The following is a 16,206-nucleotide window of genomic DNA, read 5'->3' as shown; positions in this document are numbered from 1 at the left end:
CCAGCCATCATCCTCGCGAAAACACCTTTGTCACTCCACCGCTTCCAGCGGTTGTACAAGGTCTTGTGCGGACCGTATGCGGCGGGCGCATCCCGCCAACGTAAGCCATTGCGGTTGATGAAGATAATTCCGCTCAACACGCGCCGATCATCGACGCGGGGCTTGCCGTGAGACTTGGGAAAGAAAGGCGCAAGCCGCGCCATCTGCGCGTCGCTAAGCCAGAAGAGATCAGACATGTCACCGCTCGTTTTTCGAACGGTGAATCACGCTGATCGCCGGAAATCAATGGGTCCTGAGCCTAAAGGCTTGAAAGCAATGCACTTGCGGCCAGAATGCGGGCGGCTGGTTGGGTCTGATCAATCGGGTTGTCGCATCCGCTGCGTTGAAAAATATCAACATTGTGGCCGATAGCGCCGCACAGAATCGACACCTTGTCGCGATCCTTCAGCAGAATTCCGCCACTTTCATAGGATTGGCATATGACCTCGAATACCGGGCCCAGGCGATCCGGATCGTTTTCAAGGGCCAGTATCTGACTCAGATCACGGATCGGATCACCCGTTCCGGCGGCATCCATTTCCGTCAGATAGAGCGTGTCATGCGAGTCCAGCGTTTCGGACAGGTTCAGATTGCCAAGGCGAACGCTTGTGTCATCACAGGCATTTTGTAACTCGCCGGCGATGCGGCACAGCAATTGTGCGACTTCGGTTTGGCCGAGACCTTCGAAATAGGCGATGGCCGCATCTGGATTGTATTGGCGATCGGGGTCCGGTTTTGCCGGGTATGGCAGGGGCGCGATGGATTCGGCGGTCAGGTGGAAATCCGCCAGCAATGCCGCCAGGTTTCCATAGGTTTTTAGCGCGGCATCGGGATCCTCGGGGATCTGCACCGGTTGGCCCTGAATGGCCTGTTCCATCACGGCCACCGATGGGGTCTGTTTCAAATGGACGACAAGGTCGCCGTTGCGGGTGCGCTGCGGCCATGGGCAGGCAAATCCGGTGTCGGCCAGCGCCTCTTGCCAGCGGGCCCGGGCGGCGACCCGTTCGGCCTGCGCCTTGGGATAGAATTTCAGCCGGGCGGACAGCCGGGGTGTCAGTCGGATTTCGAATACGCGCCCGGACCCGGAGGAAGTCACCAGCGGCGCTTGTGCCTCGACCTGCCAGGCGGTGGCCACATCTTGGGCGAATGCGGCGTCATACATGGCGCATCCCCGGACAATCCAAGCGCACTGTGCGCCTATTCATCGGGCGCCACCTTTCCACGCAGGGATTTCACCTGCCCGCGTTGGGTCTTGGCCTCCAGCCGCCGCCGGATAGAGCCTTTGGTGGGTTTTGTCGGACGCCGCCGTTTGGGCGCGACCAGCGCCTTGCGCACCAGATCGGCCAGCCGTTCGCGGGCAATCTCGCGATTGCGGGCCTGGCTGCGGGTGTCCTCGACCCGCAGAATCAGCGCGCCATCGTCGGTCCAGCGGCGTCCTGCCAGGCGGCGCAACCGGGTCTTGACCGGGGCGGCAAGATGCGGGCTTCGGGCGGCTTCGAACCGCAGTTCGACGGCGGTGGACACCTTGTTCACATTCTGCCCCCCCGGACCCGAGGCGCGGGTGAAGTTCTCGGTGAACTCCCAGTCTTGCAGGGTGATGTCGGGTGAAATCTCAATCATGACCTGTGGACCGTTACGAAAAGGGCCGCCCTTGGGCGACCCTTCGAGACTGAAAGGAGGGGGTGAAGTGGATCTTCATCCCCGGCCGGTGGGTGTTACGCCTTACGACACTTTGTCGGGCTTGCCCCCGAAACCGGAATTCACACCTCTCTCCAATACCTCTCTTGACACTGGATCACCTCCTTCCGCTTGTTTCCGTTGAGGGAAAGCGTGCCACGAACCGCGAAAATGTCAAAGCAAAATCTCGCGGTGCGTCGGGGAAGGTGAACCGGACGTCTCAGGCCGGGTGCGCGGACAGGCGGGCCACGATGGCACGAAACGGCACCAGCGCAAGCAGCGCCAGGGACAGTTTCACCATCCAGTCGGCCACGGCCAAAGACACCCACAGCGGCACCATCGGGCCCGCACCCAGCAGCGGCAGGGCTTCATTGGCCCAGGACACATCATTTCCGGGTTCCAGGAACACCAGGCTGGCGGAAAAGGCGATGGTGAAGAACAAAGCGGTATCCAGGCTGGATCCCAGAAGCGACGAAGCCAGCGGTGCACGCCACCATTTGCCACCGCGCAGGCGGTCGAAGATGGCCACGTCCAGCAGTTGCGCAGTCAGGAACGCGGGGCCCGAGGCCAGCGCGATGCGCAGGGTGACCAGCGGTCCGAACTCGCCGTGGATCTGCGTGCCGATCAGCGAACAGGCGATGCCGACAACGAACCCGGCCAGAACCACCTTGCGGGCCGGGCCGGGACCATAGACGCGATTCATCACGTCGGTCACAAGGAAGGCCAGCGGATAGGTAAAGGCGCCCCATGTCAGCCATTGGCCGAACAGGAACTGCACCAGGATGTTGGAGGCAACGACGATGGCCGCCATGGCGGCAATGCCGGGAAGCACGCGAGGAGTCATCTATCTGATCCGTTTTTGCAAGGTAGCGGAGACTTGGCTCACCAAGGCGAACGGGGCCATCTAGCCGCAATTGGTGCGACAATCAAGACCGTCTCGCCACCGCGCCGGCAGCCGGTACTCGACGATCTCGGTGCGCTGCACGGATCGAAAGTTGTCGTCCGACACCATGGTCAGGTGAATGTCGCCGGCCCGATCTTCCCAGACCGCCAGGCCTTCCAGATTGTCATGGGTGCCGAAAAACGTCTCCAGCAGAAGCTGTTCGTCGGCCAGGCCGTCCGCTGTGAAAGCAAAGCTGCGAATGCGGCTGGCAAATCCCAGGATCGGGACATAGTGCCGTTCCAGCAGATACAGACGCCCGTCCGGGCCCAGATCGGCACCCACGGGCAGGAATTTGCCGTCGCGGCGCAGGGTGTAGGGCACGGTCCAGCGCTTGTTCTCGAAGCGGAAGACAGGAAAGGGCCGCTCCCACTCCCCAGACCGCTCGGGGATGGCGATGGGGCGGTTGCGCGGGTCCAGCGCCAGCGCTTCGAAGCCCGAGTTTTCCTGCAAGACCTCCAGCCAGTCGCCGGGGGGCAGGTCGCGCGTCACACCGGTGTCGGCATCCAGAATGCCCACCGTGTGCTTGGCTTCCGACGAATAATACAGAACCCCGCCCGGCACCTGCGCCAGCCCTTCGGTATCGGCGCCCTGGCTGATCCGCGTGCGTCCCTTGGTGTCGGTCAGGTCGATAGCCGGTGTGACGCTCGCGCCCGACAGCTTGCCGCCCTCGCGCTGCAACACGCCGCGAAACATCACCGCGCGGTCCGACAGGCTGATGAAGGCGTTGCCGTCCTGATCCAGTTCCAGCGCCGAAAGACCGCCGAATCGCGGCTCGCTCGGCATGCTGAGCACCAGTTCCCCGACCGGGATCAGCACCCCTTGCGGCACCGGCGCCACGGCGGGCAGCAGGGCGGCGGCGGCCAGCGCGGGCAGCCACCGGGGCGGGAAACTTCGGCGCGTTCGGGTCATGCAGGGTCCAGGGTCACAGGGTTGCTTGCGGCCCTGTCTGACCCTTCAGGCGTGCCGAGACAAGTGCGGCGCCCTCAATTCGCGGCAAGGATCCAACGGCACTGTTTGGGAAGGTCGGCGAGGGTGAAGTCGCGCACGTTCTTTTTCTTCGGCGCGGGTTTGGCCGGTTTTGTGCCGGGCTTCTTGGTCGGGGACAGTGCCTCGGTCACCCACCAGTTCAGCGTGTCGTCGCAGCCGCTGCCGCCCTTGGACAGCTCTTTCACCGTGGGTTTCTGGGTCACACAGCCCTTGTTGCCCTTGGGACATTTCAGGCGCACATGGAAATGAAAGTCATGGCCCCAGTAGGGCCGGATCTTCTGCAACCACTTCTTGTCACTGCGCGAGGAAGCCAGGCACAGCTGGATTTTCACCGGCGGGGTTACGAAAATGCGGTCCACCGCCGGATCGCGCGCGGCGGCTTCCAGAATGGCGGCGTGTTGCGGGGTGTAGTTGCCGTTCACGCGGCGCTGATCCTTGGACCGTACCGAGATCGAGCTGAGCTTTTCGCGCTGGTTGCGGCTGAGGTTCAGCGATTTGGCCGGCAGCATCCAGATGTCGATGTCCAGCCCGATCTGGTGGCTTTGGTGGCCCGAGATCATGGGCCCGCCGCGCGGCTGGCTGATATCCCCGATATACAAGCCCTTCCAGCCCGGCTGCTTGGCGGCTTGCGCGCTGAGCCGCTCGATGAACTCGATGGCTTCGGGGTGGCCCCAGTTGCGGTTGCGCGACAGGCGCATCGCCTGCCAGGTGGGGCCGGTTTCGGGAAGCTGCTCCAGCCCGGCGGCGCATCCCTTGGCATAGCTGCCGATGCTGTGCGGCTTGTGCGGAGAGGCCGTCTTGGCCGTTCCGAACATGGCATTCGCCTTCTGCTGGGCGCTGGCGGGACTGGCCAGCGCCAGAAGCGGGATCAGGAAGGCGGTCAATAGGGCCTTGCGGATGACTGTCATGGGTCACTGCTCTCCGTCGCTTTTGACCCAGCCTAACACGATCAGCCCCCCGATAAAGAGGGCTAGCAAAGGTGTGATCCCCAGTTGTTGGCTGCCGGTAAGGTCCGTGGTGACCGCCACCAGGATCGGCGCGGCAAAGGAGGTCGCCTTGCCGGCCAGCGCATACAGCCCGAATTCGCGCGTGGCGTGGCCCTTTTCGGCCTGAAACACCATCATCGTCCGCGACGAGGCCTGAAGCGCGCCGCCCGCCGCCCCGATCACCACGCCGACGCCATAGAAGGCGATGTCGGGCAGGCGGCTGCTGGCCTCGACCGCCATGCCGAAGACCGAGGCGCGCGAGATGAAGATCGCGGCCAGCGTTGCACCGATCAGGCACAGGATCGACACCACGATCACCGGCATCGGGCCGAAGCGTTCGTCGCACATGCCGCCGATCCAGGCGACCACGGTGGCCGAGACCACCGCCAGGATACCGAACACGCCCACGTCGATCACCGACCAGTTCAGCACCCCGGCCGCATAGACCCCACCGAAGAAATACAGCCCGTTCAGCGCATCGCGGTACAGCATCGAGGCGATCAGGTAGTTGCGCAGGCTGGCCCGGTGGCGCAACCCCCGCAGCGTTGCTTTCAGGTCGGGCCATGCGGCGCGAGACGCTTCCAGCACCGTTGCGATGGGCGGCGGCTTGGGGGCGTGCACCCAGGCGAAAAAGGGGATCATGAAGACCATGAACCACAGCGCGGTGAAGGGGCCAACCGCGCGGGTGCCTTCGCGTTTCGTGGCATCCAGGCCGAAGGGCGGGTCCAGCCCGATCAGGGTTTTCCCGGTGCTGGCATTGTCCGCCAGGAACACCAGCATGAAAATCAGCGCCAGAAGCCCGCCCAGATAGCCGAAGGCCCAGCCGTTGCCCGACACCCTGCCGATCTTTCCCTTGGGCGCAAGATCGGGCAGCATCGCGTTGGTGAAGATGGTGGCGAACTCCATCCCCAACAGGCCCAGCCCGAAAAAGGCCAATGTCATCCACAGGTTGAAACTGTCGGGGGCGGCGGCCCAAAGGCTCCACGCGCCGATCACGTAGCAGGCTGAAAACACCCAGATGAACAGCATCCGCGTGCCGGGCCCGGTGCGATCCGCGATAGAGCCCAGCAGCGGGGCCAGCAGGGCAATCACCACCCCGGCCGCGCCCACGCCGTACCCCCAGGCGGATTGCGCGGCGGTGCCGTCGCCCACCAGTTCGGTCACATAGGGGCCGAAAATGAAGGTCAGCAACAGGGTGTTATACGGCTGACTGGCCCAATCGAAAAAATACCAGCCCCAGATACGGCGGCTGTTCATCTGAAACTGCATTTCGGTTACCCCTGCACGCCGCGACTATGCCGTGCGGGCGCGGGGGTCGCAATGGTCAGGCGGCGCGCGCCTGCAAATGCGCGGGCGTGTCCTGCATCGGCGGCCAGGGGCGCAGGGCGTCGGCCTCGGCCCAGGCGCGCACCCAGTCGGGCAGCTGCGGCTCTGGCAGCGGGCGATCGAAGGCGGCCAGCACCCGGTCGGTGCGCACCAGCCCGTTCCGATCCGTGACCGCCATGCGGATCAGCACATGCGAGGTACACTCGGTGCCCTTCCACATGGCGTGTTCGAGATAGAGGAATTTCTCGTCCCAGCCGACGCAGCGCGACGTCATGCGCAGCCGGTCGAAAACCCGCACGCGTTTGCGATAGCGGACCGAGGATCCGGCCACGGTCATCATCCAGCCTTCGCGGCGGAGGGTGCCGACAAACCCGGTGCGGCCCGCCAGCACCAGGCGGCCCAGATCGAACAGGGTCAGCACGCGGCCGTTGTTCATCTCTAGCCACATGTCCAGATCCCAGGGCCAGCAGATGTGATGCGAGACGTGGGTGTCGAGGATGTCCAGCGGCGGTGCCTTTCTGAACTTCCAGAATTCTTTCGACATGCGCAGGAATGGATACATGGTGGGCCTCCTGCCCCGGATGTGAGCAGCGGCGCGGCTGACGTCAACGGAAACGTCGCGGCACGAGGGCTGCGGCTTGTCCTTTGTGGCCTGATTGCCTACTTCCCATGCAGGCCCGTACAAAGGAAGTTTCCATGACGTCGATACTGCAAATCCTGCTGCTCATCCTGGATGTGGCCTGGTTCATCATGATTGCCCATATCATCATGAGCTGGCTGATCAGCTTTCAGGTTCTTAATCTGGGGCAGGATCTGGTGCGACAGATCTGGTACGGGCTGAACCGCCTGCTGGAGCCGATCTATGGCCCGATCCGCCGCATCCTGCCCGACATGGGCACGCTGGACCTGGCGCCGCTGGTGGCGCTGCTGGGGATTTACATTATCCGCATCGTCCTGATGAACAACGCCGCCCTGTTCTACTGATTTCCCGGCCTCTGCCGTCTTGCACCACAAGGGGTGGTGTGGGATTGTGGCGGCAACCACAATCAAAGCGGTCGAGGCATGGCAGACGAGGCAGGCGAGCAGCTTGACGCGCTTTTGGCGCGGGTGTTCGGATTCAACGCATTTCGACCGGGTCAGCGCGAGATTGTCGAGGCGGTGATCGCCGGGCGCGACACGCTGGCGATCATGCCCACGGGCGGCGGCAAATCCCTGTGTTTCCAGCTTCCGGCTCTGTGCCGGGACGGGGTGACGGTGGTGATCTCGCCGCTGATTGCCTTGATGCGCGACCAGGTCCGTTCGCTGCGCGAGGCGGGCGTGGTGGCCGGGGCGCTGACCTCGGGCAACACCGACGAAGAAACCGAAGAGGTATTTCAGGCGCTGGACGACGGTTCGCTGAAACTGTTGTATCTGGCCCCTGAACGGCTGGCGGCCAGTGGCACCCAGACCATGCTGCGCCGGATCGGCGTATCGATGATCGCCGTGGACGAGGCGCATTGCGTCAGCCAATGGGGCCATGACTTTCGCCCCGACTACCTGCGGATCGGCGAATTGCGCGCCGAACTGGGGGTTCCGGTCGCGGCCTTCACCGCCACCGCCGATGCCGAAACCCGCGCCGAGATCGTCACCCGCCTGTTCGGCGGCGGCACCCCGGACAGCTTCCTGCGCGGCTTCGACCGCCCGAACATTCACCTGGCCTTTGCGCCGAAGGACAGCCCGCGCCGCCAGATCATGGAGTTCGCCGCCGCTCGCCGGGGCCAGTCGGGCATTGTCTATTGCGGCACGCGGGCCAAGACCGAAAGCCTTGCCCGGGCGTTGGAGGTCGATGGCCATCTGGCCTGCGCCTATCATGGCGGCATGGCGGCCGAGGATCGCCGGTTGGTCGAAACCCGGTTCCAGCGCGACGACGGGTTGATCGTCGTGGCCACCGTCGCCTTCGGCATGGGCATCGACAAGCCCGATATCCGCTGGGTTGCCCACGCCGATCTGCCCAAGTCCATCGAGGCGTATTATCAGGAGATCGGCCGCGCCGGGCGCGATGGCGCGCCGGCGGAAACCCTGACCCTTTTCGGCGCCGACGACATCCGCTTTCGCCGCACCCAGATCGACGAAAGCCCCGCGCCCGCCGACCGCCGCACCGCCGATCATGGCCGCCTGAACGCGCTGCTGGGGTTGGCCGAGGCGCACGCGTGCCGCCGCAAGACCCTGCTGGGGTATTTCGGAGAGGAGTCCACCGCCTGCGGGAATTGCGACCTTTGCGACCGTCCGCCCGAGCTGATCGACGGTACCGATGCGGTGCGCAAGGCGCTGTCGGCGGCGCTGCGAACCGACGAACGCTTCGGGGCGGGGCATCTGATCGATATCCTGACCGGCACGGCGACCGACAAGGTGCGCGAGCGTGGCCACGACGGGCTGCCGACCTTCGGGGTGGGCAAGGAGTTTTCGAAACCCCAGTGGCAGGCGCTGTTCCGGCAGATGATGGGGCTGGACCTGATGCGCCCGGACCCCGAACGCTATGGCGCGCTGCGCATGACCGAGGCCGCGCGCCCGGTCCTGAAGGGCGAGCAATCGGTAACCCTGCGCAAGGATGCCATGGCGCGGACGGCCGAGCGGCGCCCGGCGGTCAAGGCGCTGGTGTCCGAGGCCGATGCGCCGCTGCTGTCGGCGCTGAAGGCCAAGCGGCGGGCGCTGGCCGAGGCCGCCAATGTCCCGGCCTATGTGATCTTCCCCGACCGCACCCTGATCGAAATGGCCGAAACCCGCCCGCGCAATCTGGATGACATGGCGCGGGTCAACGGGGTCGGCGCGAAGAAGCTGGAACGCTATGGCGCGCTGTTCCTTGAGGTGATCGCGGGCGAAGCCCCGGCCGAGCAGCACCCGGCGCGGCGCAAGCTGGCGGGCCGCGACTCCGGCCCGCTGTTCGATCTGTTGCAGGAAGCACAGGCGGCCCTGTTGCGGGGGCCGATGGGTACCGAAAAACCGCTCAGCTGTTCGGCGGGCGAACTGGCCAAGGTCGCTGCGGCGCGGCCGTCGGATGCGGATCGTCTGGCGGCGCTGATCGGCCCGGCCAAGACCGAACGCTTCGGACCGGTCTTTCTGACCCTGCTGCACGCCGCCGAATGATTGGACAAGCGCGGCGGACCTCTTAGGTCCCTGTGCGGAAGGAAAGGAATGCCGATGCTGGTTGTTGTCTCTCCCGCGAAGCGTCTGGACTGGGCCGAGGTCGATGCGCCCGTCGCCACCGCACCCGATTTTCAGGGTGACGCGGCCTATCTGGCCGGGGTCGCCGGTACGCTGTCGAAGCCGCAGCTTGAAAAGCTGATGTCGATCAGCCCCAAGCTGGCCGCAATAAACCACGACCGGTTTCGTGCGTTTCAGGCTGCGCCCGAGGCTGACGTCACCCGGCCTGCGATGCACGCCTTTGCCGGGGACACCTACCAGGGGTTGGACGCGGCCAGTCTTGATGCGGATGCGCAGCTTTATGGGCAGGATCATCTGCGGATCCTGTCGGGGCTTTACGGCGTGCTGCGCCCCTTTGACGGCATCCAGCCCTATCGCCTGGAAATGGGCTCACGCCTGAAAACCCGCGCGGGCGGGACGCTCTATGCCTATTGGGGCGACCGGATCGCAAGGGCGCTGGCGGCGCAAGCCGCGGCGACGGGCAGCCGGGTCTTGGTGAATTGCGCCAGTGTCGAATATTTCTCGGCAGTGGATCTGGCGGCGCTGGGTCTGCCGGTGGTCACGCCGGTGTTCATGGAGGAGCGCGGCGGCGCCCCCAAGATCGTCAGCTTTTACGCCAAGAAGGCGCGCGGGGCGATGGCGCGCTTCATTGTGGAAAACCGGTTGCGCGACGCGGATGCCTTGCGTGATTTCACCACCGGCGGCTATGCCTATGATGCCGGGCGCAGTACCCCCGACAAGCCGGTGTTCCTGCGCGACGAGGCCGCGGCGCTGGCCGCCTAGCCTGCTGTCACCGACAGGCCGACCGGCGCAAGCTCTTCGATCTTGCCGCAGATGGCGGCCTTGCGCAGCGGTTTGGTCAGGTAGTGGTCGATGCCCGCCGCCAGGATCTCATCGGCATCGCCGGCCATGGCATGGGCGGTCAGGGCGCAGATCGGGGTGCGGGGCGCGCCGGTGTCCGCCTCGATCTCGCGGATCTTGCGCGTCGCCTCCTTGCCATCCATCTCGGGCATCGAGATGTCCATGAAGATCATATGCGGGCGGAAGTCCTGAAAGGCGGTGACGGCTTCATGCCCGTTGTTCGCAAACTGCAGGTCGATGGCCAGATCCTGCACCATCTTGCGGAACACCAGCTGGTTGGTGCGATTGTCCTCGGCCGCCAGAACCCGCAGGCGGTCCGCCTGCGCGGGCGGTTCGGGCGCAGGCGGTTCCGGCAAGGGTGCCTCGGCAGGCAGGGTCACCCCAAGGTCGCCGACCTTCTGGAACAGGTCGCGACGCAACAGCGGCTTTTGCAGGATCGCGGTGACGCCTTGCATCCTTGGATCGCTGTCCAACTGCCCGGGTTCCGAGCACAGCAGCAGGATCGGTCCGCGTTCGCCCCGGTCGCGCAGCGCCTGCGCCAGTGCCAACCCATCGGTGCCCGGCGGCTTGTGATCGCTGATGATCAGGTCGAAACTGTTGGGCGGATCGGCCAGCGCGTCCTCGGCCGAGCGTCGGGCGGTGACCCGCAAGCCCATCATCGACAGCTGGCGGTCCAGGATCATGCGGTTGATGTCCTGCGCGTCGATCACCAGCGCGGTGCGCAGATCGGTGCTGTGCAGCGGCGCGGGGGTGTCGGCGCCTTCGTCCAGCGGCAGGGTGATGCGAAAGCCGAAGCAGGAACCTTCGCCCTCGACCGAATCGACCCAGATCTCGCCGCCCATCAGCGCCACCAGTTTCTGGGTGATGGCCAGCCCCAGCCCGGTGCCTTCGAACTTGCGGTTGCGCTCGTCCTCCACCTGGTTGAATTCGCCGAAGATGTGATCGACCTTGTCGTCAGGAATGCCGATGCCGGTGTCCTCGACCGTGATGTGCAGCCGCTGCTGGTCCGCGCCGTCGTCAGACCCGATGCCGGTGACGCGGATCATGACGTGACCTTCGGTGGTGAATTTCACCGCGTTCCCCAGAAGGTTGGTCAGGATCTGCCGGATGCGCCCCGGATCGCCCACATAGCGGGTCGGCAGGAACATGTCGAAATCGAGCATCAGCTCGATCCCCTTTTCCTGTACCGAGGGTTTCAGCAGCAGCAGCACCTCGGTGATCGTGCGTTCCAGGTCGAAGGGTTCGGGCTGCAGCGTCAGCTTCTCGGCCTCGATCTTGGAATAGTCCAGCACGTCGTTGATGATCACCAGCAGGGTCTCGCCCGAGCCGCGGATGGTTTCGGCGAACAGGCGCTGTTCCTCGGTCAGATCGGTGTCGCACAGCAGGTCGGCCATGCCGATGACGCCGTTCATCGGGGTGCGGATCTCGTGACTCATGTTGGCGAGGAAGGCGGATTTTGCGCGGCTGGCGGATTCGGCGCGGGTGCGTTCCTCTTTCAGCTTTTCCTCGTAGCGGATGGTTTCGGTGATGTTCAGGGCCAGGCTGACCATGTCGCCGTCGCGGGCGCGCCGGTCCAGGAACTTGACATAGCGTTCGTCCCACAGTTTGACCGTCAGCGGCTCGATCCGGTCCTGCTGCCAGCGGCCCGCCATCCGGGCCTGCCACGCCGAGGGATCCTCAAAACCGATGTCGACCAGCCCCTCTTCGACCACGATCTCAAGAATGTCCTGATAGGTGGCGCCGGGGCGGATGCATTCCAGCCCGTCGAACATGGCCATATAGGCGCGGTTGGCGATCACCAGCTGGTTGCGCGCGTTGAACACGGCAAACCCGTCCTGGATGGTTTCCAGGGCTTCCCAAAGCCGCCGTTCGGCCTTGTCCGCCTGCTTGTTGGCCTTCTGAAGATCGGCGCGAACCTGGGTGTTTTCACCCTTCAGTTCCTCGGCCTCTGTGCGATAGGTCTGCGCCTCGGCGCTTTTGACAACCACCTCGTCCGACAGTTTGCGGGCATGTTCCGAAAGCTGGCGATTGGCCGAGAACAATTCCTTGCTCTTGTGCTCCAGCAGCCGTTCGGCGGCCAGACGCGCACGCCGTTCCTGCGCCAGAAGCGCGGATAAGTCCGGGCCGCCTTGTTCCGTCATGCTTCACTCGTTCCATCAACCAGCGATGATCGTGGAGCAGGAAGGTGAACAGAGCCTGAACACGGCCCGGACTCAGAGGGTATTAGAGGCGTTCGAAGGCGATCGCGATGCCCTGTCCGCCGCCGATGCACATGGTGCACAGCGCGCGTTTGCCGCCGGTCCGCTCAAGTTCGTACAGCGCCTTGACGATCAGGATGGCCCCGGTGGCGCCGACCGGGTGACCCAGGGCAATGGCGCCGCCATTGGGGTTCACCTTGGCCGGATCGAAGCCCAGACCCTTGGTCACGGCCAGAGCCTGAGCCGCGAAGGCCTCGTTGCTTTCGATCACGTCGAAGTCGTCGGCGGTCAGGCCGGTTTTCTCCAGCAGTTTCTGCACGGCAGGCACCGGGCCGATGCCCATGACCTCGGGACGCACGCCCGCATGGGCATAGCCCAGGATCTTGGCTTTCGGTTTCAGGCCGGCGGCTTCGGCGGCATCGGCACGGGCCAGAACGATGGCGGCAGCCCCGTCGTTGATACCCGAGGCGTTGCCGGCGGTGACCGATCCGTCCTTCTTGAACACGGCGCGCAGGCCGCCCAGTTTTTCAAGCGTGGTGCCCTTGGGATGCTCGTCGGTGGCGAAGTCGACCATGTCGCGCTTCACCTTGACCTGCACCGGCACGATCTGGCTTTCGAAACGGCCCTCGGCAATGGCCTTGGCGGCGCGCTCCTGGCTTTCCAGCGCGAAGGCGTCCTGCTCTTCGCGGGTGATCTGGTTCTCGGCAGCCACGTTTTCGGCGGTGACGCCCATGTGACCGGTGCCGAAGGGGCAGGTCAGGGTGCCGACCATCATGTCGACGGCGGTGGTGTCACCCATCTTCTGACCCCAGCGTGCTGCGGGCAGAACATACGGGCCGCGCGACATGTTCTCGGCGCCACCGGCCAGGCCGAAGTCGGCATCGCCAAGCGCCAGCGACTGGATCACCGAAATGGCGGCCTGCATGCCCGAGCCGCACAGGCGGTTCACGTTCAGGGCCGGGGTTTCTTGCGGAATGCCCGCTTCCATCGCGGTGACGCGTGATAGGTACATGTCCCGCGGTTCGGCGTTGATGACGTGGCCCATGACAACATGGCCGATCTTCTCGGGTGCAACGCCAGAGCGTTCGATTGCGGCCTTGGCCGCGGTAGCGCCGAGCGTGGTGGCCGGAGTGTTGGCCAGGCTGCCGCCGAAAGTGCCGATGGCGGTACGTGCGCCATCCAGAATTACGATATCGGACATCAGGAATTCCCCCTTGGGTCCATTGGTGAAAATACCTCGATCAAGGTGATCTCGGGTGGCACGCCGAAGCGGAACGGGAAGCCGGAATAACCCAGGCCTGCTGACACGATCAGGTGCCGCTCCTCTTCGACAATATGACCGATCGCGTAACGATCGCCATATCGGGATGGTGTTGCGGGGCGTCGCCCGAACACCGTGAACTGGCCGCCATGAGTATGCCCGCTGATCTGCAGCATGGGCCGGGGGTCACCCGCTGCAAAGTAATCGGGCTCATGGGCCAGCAGGATCGAGGGCGCGCCTTGAGGGACTTTTGAAAAGGCGGCCTCGGCATCCGCATATCCCATCCGCCGCTTGCCCCGACCGCGTTGCGTGTCGAGGGAAACAAGCCAGAAAGGACATCCGGAATGGGCAAGCTCGACCGCATCGTTGCGGACAAGCGGCATGTCGTTGTCGGCGAAAGCCTGGATGATGCTGTTGACCTGGCCCTTGCTGGCGCGATCTTGCGGGCAGTCTTCGCGGTCATGGTTGCCCATGATCGCATGGACACCCAGCGGCGCGGTCAGCGGCTTGAACAGCGGCACGATTTTATCGGCAACCAGGTGGTCGCACATCATCTTGCGGTCGGGCAGCAGGTCGCCTGCCAGCACGATCAGGTCGGCGTCCAGCGTGTTGGTGTAGTCCACGATCTGCGCGATCCGCTCGGGCGATACCCAGGGGCGGCAGACGTGCGGATCGGCCAGCACCGCGATGCGCAGGGCCGGGGCTTTCCAGTCGGGCAAGGCCAGCCTGTGCAGGGTCAGACCCGGCAAACCCCACAATCCGACGCGGCCCTTGGCAGGCCGGGCGGGCGGCGCCGGGGCCCAGGGGGCCCGTGCCAGCGATGTGGACAGTTTGCACATGCGAAACACGGACCATGTCCAGAGGCCTGCCACAAGCCGCGAGTTGCCGCAGAGGCACATGTGACGCACATCTCTACGGGCGGTGTCCCGGCCGGGTTCGGGGCATGAAAAAAGCGCCCCGGCGGTGGTGCCGGGGCGCTTGCGATCAGGTCGCGGGGGCCTTGGATCAGGCCGAAGTGAAGTGCAGCGGGCGGACCTGCTGGAACATGCCGGTGGCGGTCAGCTTGTCCAGGACTTCCACGGGCGGCTGATCGTCAAGATACAGCAGCGCGATGGCATCGCCGCCGGCCTCGGTCCGGCCCAGGGTGAAGTTGGCGATGTTGACGTTGTTCTCGCCCAGCGTCTTGCCCAGCGTGCCGATGATCCCGGCCACATCGTTGTTGGTGGTGTAAAGCATGTGCTCGCCCACTTCGGCGTCGATGTTGATGCCCTTGATCTGGATGAAGCGCGGCTTGCCGTCGCTGAACACGGTGCCGGCGATGGTGCGGGTCTTTTCCTCGGTCTCGATGGTCAGCTTGATATAGGCATCGAAGACGCCCGACTTCTTCTGCATGGTGCGCGAGATCTGGATGCCGCGCTCTTCGGCGATGACGGGCGCGGAGACCATGTTCACATCGGGGTTGGTGGCTTTCATGAAACCGGCGATCGCGGCGCAGTTCAGCGCGTCGAGGTTCATTTCCGCAACGCGGCCGTCATACAGGATGTTGATTGCCTTGACCGGTTCGTCCGAGATCTGGCCGACGAAAGCGCCCAGATCCTCGGCCAGCTTGACCCAGGGGCCCATGATCGCAGCTTCCTCGGCGGTGACCGACGGCATGTTCAGCGCGTTCTGCACGGCACCGGTCAGCAGGTAGTCGGCCATCTGCTCGGCCACCTGCAGGGCGACATTTTCCTGCGCCTCGGTGGTGGCCGCGCCCAGGTGCGGGGTGCAGACCACATTGGGCAGGTTGAAGAGCGGGTTGTCGGTTGCCGGTTCCACCGAGAACACGTCGAAGGCCGCCCCGGCCACATGGCCCGACTTCAGGGCTTCGGCGAGAGCTTCCTCGTCTACCAGACCGCCGCGGGCACAGTTGATGATGCGCACGCCCTTCTTGGTCTTGGCGATGGCTTCGCGTGACAGGATGTTGGCTGTCTTTTCGGTTTTTGGCACGTGCAGGGTGATGAAATCGGCACGGGCCAACAGCTCATCAAGGTCGACCTTGGTGACGCCCAGTTTCTTGGCGCGTTCGTCGCCCAGGAAGGGATCATAGGCGATGACCTTCATCTTCAGGCCGACGGCGCGGTCGCAGACGATGCCGCCGATGTTGCCGGCACCGATCACACCCAGGGTCTTGCCGGTCAGCTCGACGCCCATGAACTTGGACTTTTCCCATTTGCCGGCATGGGTCGAGGCGCTGGCCTCGGGGATCTGGCGGGCGACGGCGAACATCATCGCGATGGCATGTTCGGCGGTGGTGATCATGTTGCCGAAGGGCGTGTTCATCACGATCACGCCTTTCTTCGAAGCGACCGGGATGTCGACATTATCGACGCCGATGCCGGCGCGGCCCACGACCTTGAGGTTGGTGGCGGCTGCGAGAACCTTCTCGGTGACCTTGGTGGCCGAGCGGATGGCGAGGCCGTCATACTGGCCGATGACGTCGAGCAGACGCTCCTTGTCCTTGCCGAGGCCGGGTTCGAAGTCGACCTCGATGCCGCGGTCACGGAAGATCTGGACGGCGGTTTCGCTGAGCTTGTCGGAGACGAGAACTTTGGGTGCCATGGGGCGGTCCTTCATGAATTTTCGGCGGCTGGAAACCGTCTGGCGCGCGTCTGGCCGGTGTATGGCAGGCGAAACCGTCGGGGATGGCCGCGGGATCAGGGGGAGAGGGCGGGACCGGGGGCGCTGCCCCCGGACCCCCGGAGTATT

General features: G+C 64.6%; 15 protein-coding genes. 3 read left to right on the top strand and 12 right to left on the bottom strand.

Annotation, left to right across the window (positions count from 1 at the left end):
* The 8 genes from ACP15K_RS16890 to ACP15K_RS16855 all read right to left on the bottom strand — a co-directional run.
* Positions 1-236: transposase (locus ACP15K_RS16890; protein WP_424990003.1), on the bottom strand; the 236-nt coding region annotated here is incomplete at its 3' end.
* 62 nt (positions 237-298) lie between these two features.
* A complete protein-coding gene (locus ACP15K_RS16885) occupies positions 299-1,201 on the bottom strand; it encodes a phosphotransferase (protein ID WP_424991067.1) in 903 nt (300 codons plus the stop codon).
* A gap of 35 nt (positions 1,202-1,236) precedes the next feature.
* Positions 1,237-1,659 carry an alternative ribosome rescue aminoacyl-tRNA hydrolase ArfB gene (arfB, locus tag ACP15K_RS16880; RefSeq protein ID WP_193140178.1) on the bottom strand — a complete coding sequence of 141 codons (423 nt, stop codon included), beginning with the start codon at positions 1,657-1,659 and terminating at the stop codon, positions 1,237-1,239.
* Positions 1,660-1,936: 277 nt separating this feature from the next.
* A complete protein-coding gene (locus ACP15K_RS16875) occupies positions 1,937-2,560 on the bottom strand; it encodes a queuosine precursor transporter (RefSeq protein WP_424991066.1) in 624 nt (207 codons plus the stop codon).
* Positions 2,561-2,620: 60 nt separating this feature from the next.
* Complete coding sequence (locus tag ACP15K_RS16870) at positions 2,621-3,568, bottom strand: esterase-like activity of phytase family protein (protein WP_424991065.1); 948 nt, start codon at positions 3,566-3,568, stop codon at positions 2,621-2,623.
* A 74-nt stretch (positions 3,569-3,642) separates the two neighbouring features.
* Complete coding sequence (gene mepA, locus ACP15K_RS16865; RefSeq protein WP_193140184.1) at positions 3,643-4,554, bottom strand: penicillin-insensitive murein endopeptidase; 912 nt, start codon at positions 4,552-4,554, stop codon at positions 3,643-3,645.
* Positions 4,555-4,557: 3 nt separating this feature from the next.
* On the bottom strand, positions 4,558-5,901 hold the full coding sequence (locus ACP15K_RS16860) for an MFS transporter (RefSeq protein WP_424991064.1): 1,344 nt from the start codon (positions 5,899-5,901) through the stop codon (positions 4,558-4,560).
* 55 nt (positions 5,902-5,956) lie between these two features.
* Positions 5,957-6,520 (bottom strand): acyl-CoA thioesterase, encoded by a 564-nt coding sequence (locus ACP15K_RS16855; RefSeq protein WP_193140189.1) that lies wholly within the window; start codon positions 6,518-6,520, stop codon positions 5,957-5,959.
* Between the two features lie 134 nt (positions 6,521-6,654).
* Between ACP15K_RS16855 and ACP15K_RS16850 the strand changes: the two genes are divergently transcribed.
* The 3 genes from ACP15K_RS16850 (at position 6,655) to yaaA (ending at position 9,921) form a co-directional block, all read left to right on the top strand.
* Positions 6,655-6,942, top strand: a complete 288-nt coding sequence (locus ACP15K_RS16850) for a YggT family protein (protein ID WP_193140191.1) — start codon at positions 6,655-6,657, stop codon at positions 6,940-6,942.
* A 78-nt stretch (positions 6,943-7,020) separates the two neighbouring features.
* Positions 7,021-9,081: a DNA helicase RecQ gene (gene recQ / locus ACP15K_RS16845; protein WP_424991063.1), complete on the top strand. Its 2,061-nt coding sequence runs from the start codon at positions 7,021-7,023 to the stop codon at positions 9,079-9,081.
* 54 nt (positions 9,082-9,135) lie between these two features.
* The gene (gene yaaA, locus ACP15K_RS16840; protein WP_424991068.1) at positions 9,136-9,921 is read left to right on the top strand and encodes a peroxide stress protein YaaA; all 786 of its coding nucleotides are present in this window, start codon (positions 9,136-9,138) and stop codon (positions 9,919-9,921) included.
* Here the strand turns inward: yaaA and ACP15K_RS16835 are convergent.
* The 4 genes from ACP15K_RS16835 to serA all read right to left on the bottom strand — a co-directional run bounded on the left by ACP15K_RS16835 (position 9,918) and on the right by serA (position 16,059).
* The gene (locus ACP15K_RS16835) at positions 9,918-12,140 is read right to left on the bottom strand and encodes a response regulator (RefSeq protein WP_424991062.1); all 2,223 of its coding nucleotides are present in this window, start codon (positions 12,138-12,140) and stop codon (positions 9,918-9,920) included. The two genes, yaaA and ACP15K_RS16835, sit on opposite strands and share 4 nt — an antisense overlap.
* 82 nt (positions 12,141-12,222) lie before the next feature.
* The gene (locus ACP15K_RS16830; protein ID WP_193140198.1) at positions 12,223-13,398 is read right to left on the bottom strand and encodes an acetyl-CoA C-acyltransferase family protein; all 1,176 of its coding nucleotides are present in this window, start codon (positions 13,396-13,398) and stop codon (positions 12,223-12,225) included.
* Positions 13,398-14,141 (bottom strand): metallophosphoesterase, encoded by a 744-nt coding sequence (locus ACP15K_RS16825; protein ID WP_424991061.1) that lies wholly within the window; start codon positions 14,139-14,141, stop codon positions 13,398-13,400. The genes ACP15K_RS16830 and ACP15K_RS16825 overlap by 1 nt, the downstream gene beginning before the upstream one ends.
* A gap of 322 nt (positions 14,142-14,463) precedes the next feature.
* Positions 14,464-16,059, bottom strand: coding sequence for a phosphoglycerate dehydrogenase (serA, locus tag ACP15K_RS16820; RefSeq protein ID WP_193140202.1), 1,596 nt, complete (start codon positions 16,057-16,059; stop codon positions 14,464-14,466).
* Between the last annotated feature and the right edge of the window lie 147 nt (positions 16,060-16,206).

Origin of the sequence: Fluviibacterium sp. S390, from assembly GCF_049800695.1 — a bacterium.
Lineage (GTDB): Bacteria > Pseudomonadota > Alphaproteobacteria > Rhodobacterales > Rhodobacteraceae > Meridianimarinicoccus.
This window is presented reverse-complemented; position numbering and strand designations above follow the sequence as displayed.

Excerpts from the sequence above, each read along its gene's own strand:
- ACP15K_RS16885 (WP_424991067.1), bottom strand. The coding sequence starts at position 1,201 with ATGTATGACGCCGCATTCGCCCAAGATGTGGCCACCGCCTGGCAGGTC.
- arfB (WP_193140178.1), bottom strand. The coding sequence starts at position 1,659 with ATGATTGAGATTTCACCCGACATCACCCTGCAAGACTGGGAGTTCACC.
- ACP15K_RS16875 (WP_424991066.1), bottom strand. The coding sequence starts at position 2,560 with ATGACTCCTCGCGTGCTTCCCGGCATTGCCGCCATGGCGGCCATCGTC.
- ACP15K_RS16870 (WP_424991065.1), bottom strand. The coding sequence starts at position 3,568 with ATGACCCGAACGCGCCGAAGTTTCCCGCCCCGGTGGCTGCCCGCGCTG.
- mepA (WP_193140184.1), bottom strand. The coding sequence starts at position 4,554 with ATGACAGTCATCCGCAAGGCCCTATTGACCGCCTTCCTGATCCCGCTT.
- ACP15K_RS16860 (WP_424991064.1), bottom strand. The coding sequence starts at position 5,901 with ATGCAGTTTCAGATGAACAGCCGCCGTATCTGGGGCTGGTATTTTTTC.
- ACP15K_RS16855 (WP_193140189.1), bottom strand. The coding sequence starts at position 6,520 with ATGTATCCATTCCTGCGCATGTCGAAAGAATTCTGGAAGTTCAGAAAG.
- ACP15K_RS16850 (WP_193140191.1), top strand. The coding sequence starts at position 6,655 with ATGACGTCGATACTGCAAATCCTGCTGCTCATCCTGGATGTGGCCTGG.
- recQ (WP_424991063.1), top strand. The coding sequence starts at position 7,021 with ATGGCAGACGAGGCAGGCGAGCAGCTTGACGCGCTTTTGGCGCGGGTG.
- yaaA (WP_424991068.1), top strand. The coding sequence starts at position 9,136 with ATGCTGGTTGTTGTCTCTCCCGCGAAGCGTCTGGACTGGGCCGAGGTC.
- ACP15K_RS16835 (WP_424991062.1), bottom strand. The coding sequence starts at position 12,140 with ATGACGGAACAAGGCGGCCCGGACTTATCCGCGCTTCTGGCGCAGGAA.
- ACP15K_RS16830 (WP_193140198.1), bottom strand. The coding sequence starts at position 13,398 with ATGTCCGATATCGTAATTCTGGATGGCGCACGTACCGCCATCGGCACT.
- serA (WP_193140202.1), bottom strand. The coding sequence starts at position 16,059 with ATGGCACCCAAAGTTCTCGTCTCCGACAAGCTCAGCGAAACCGCCGTC.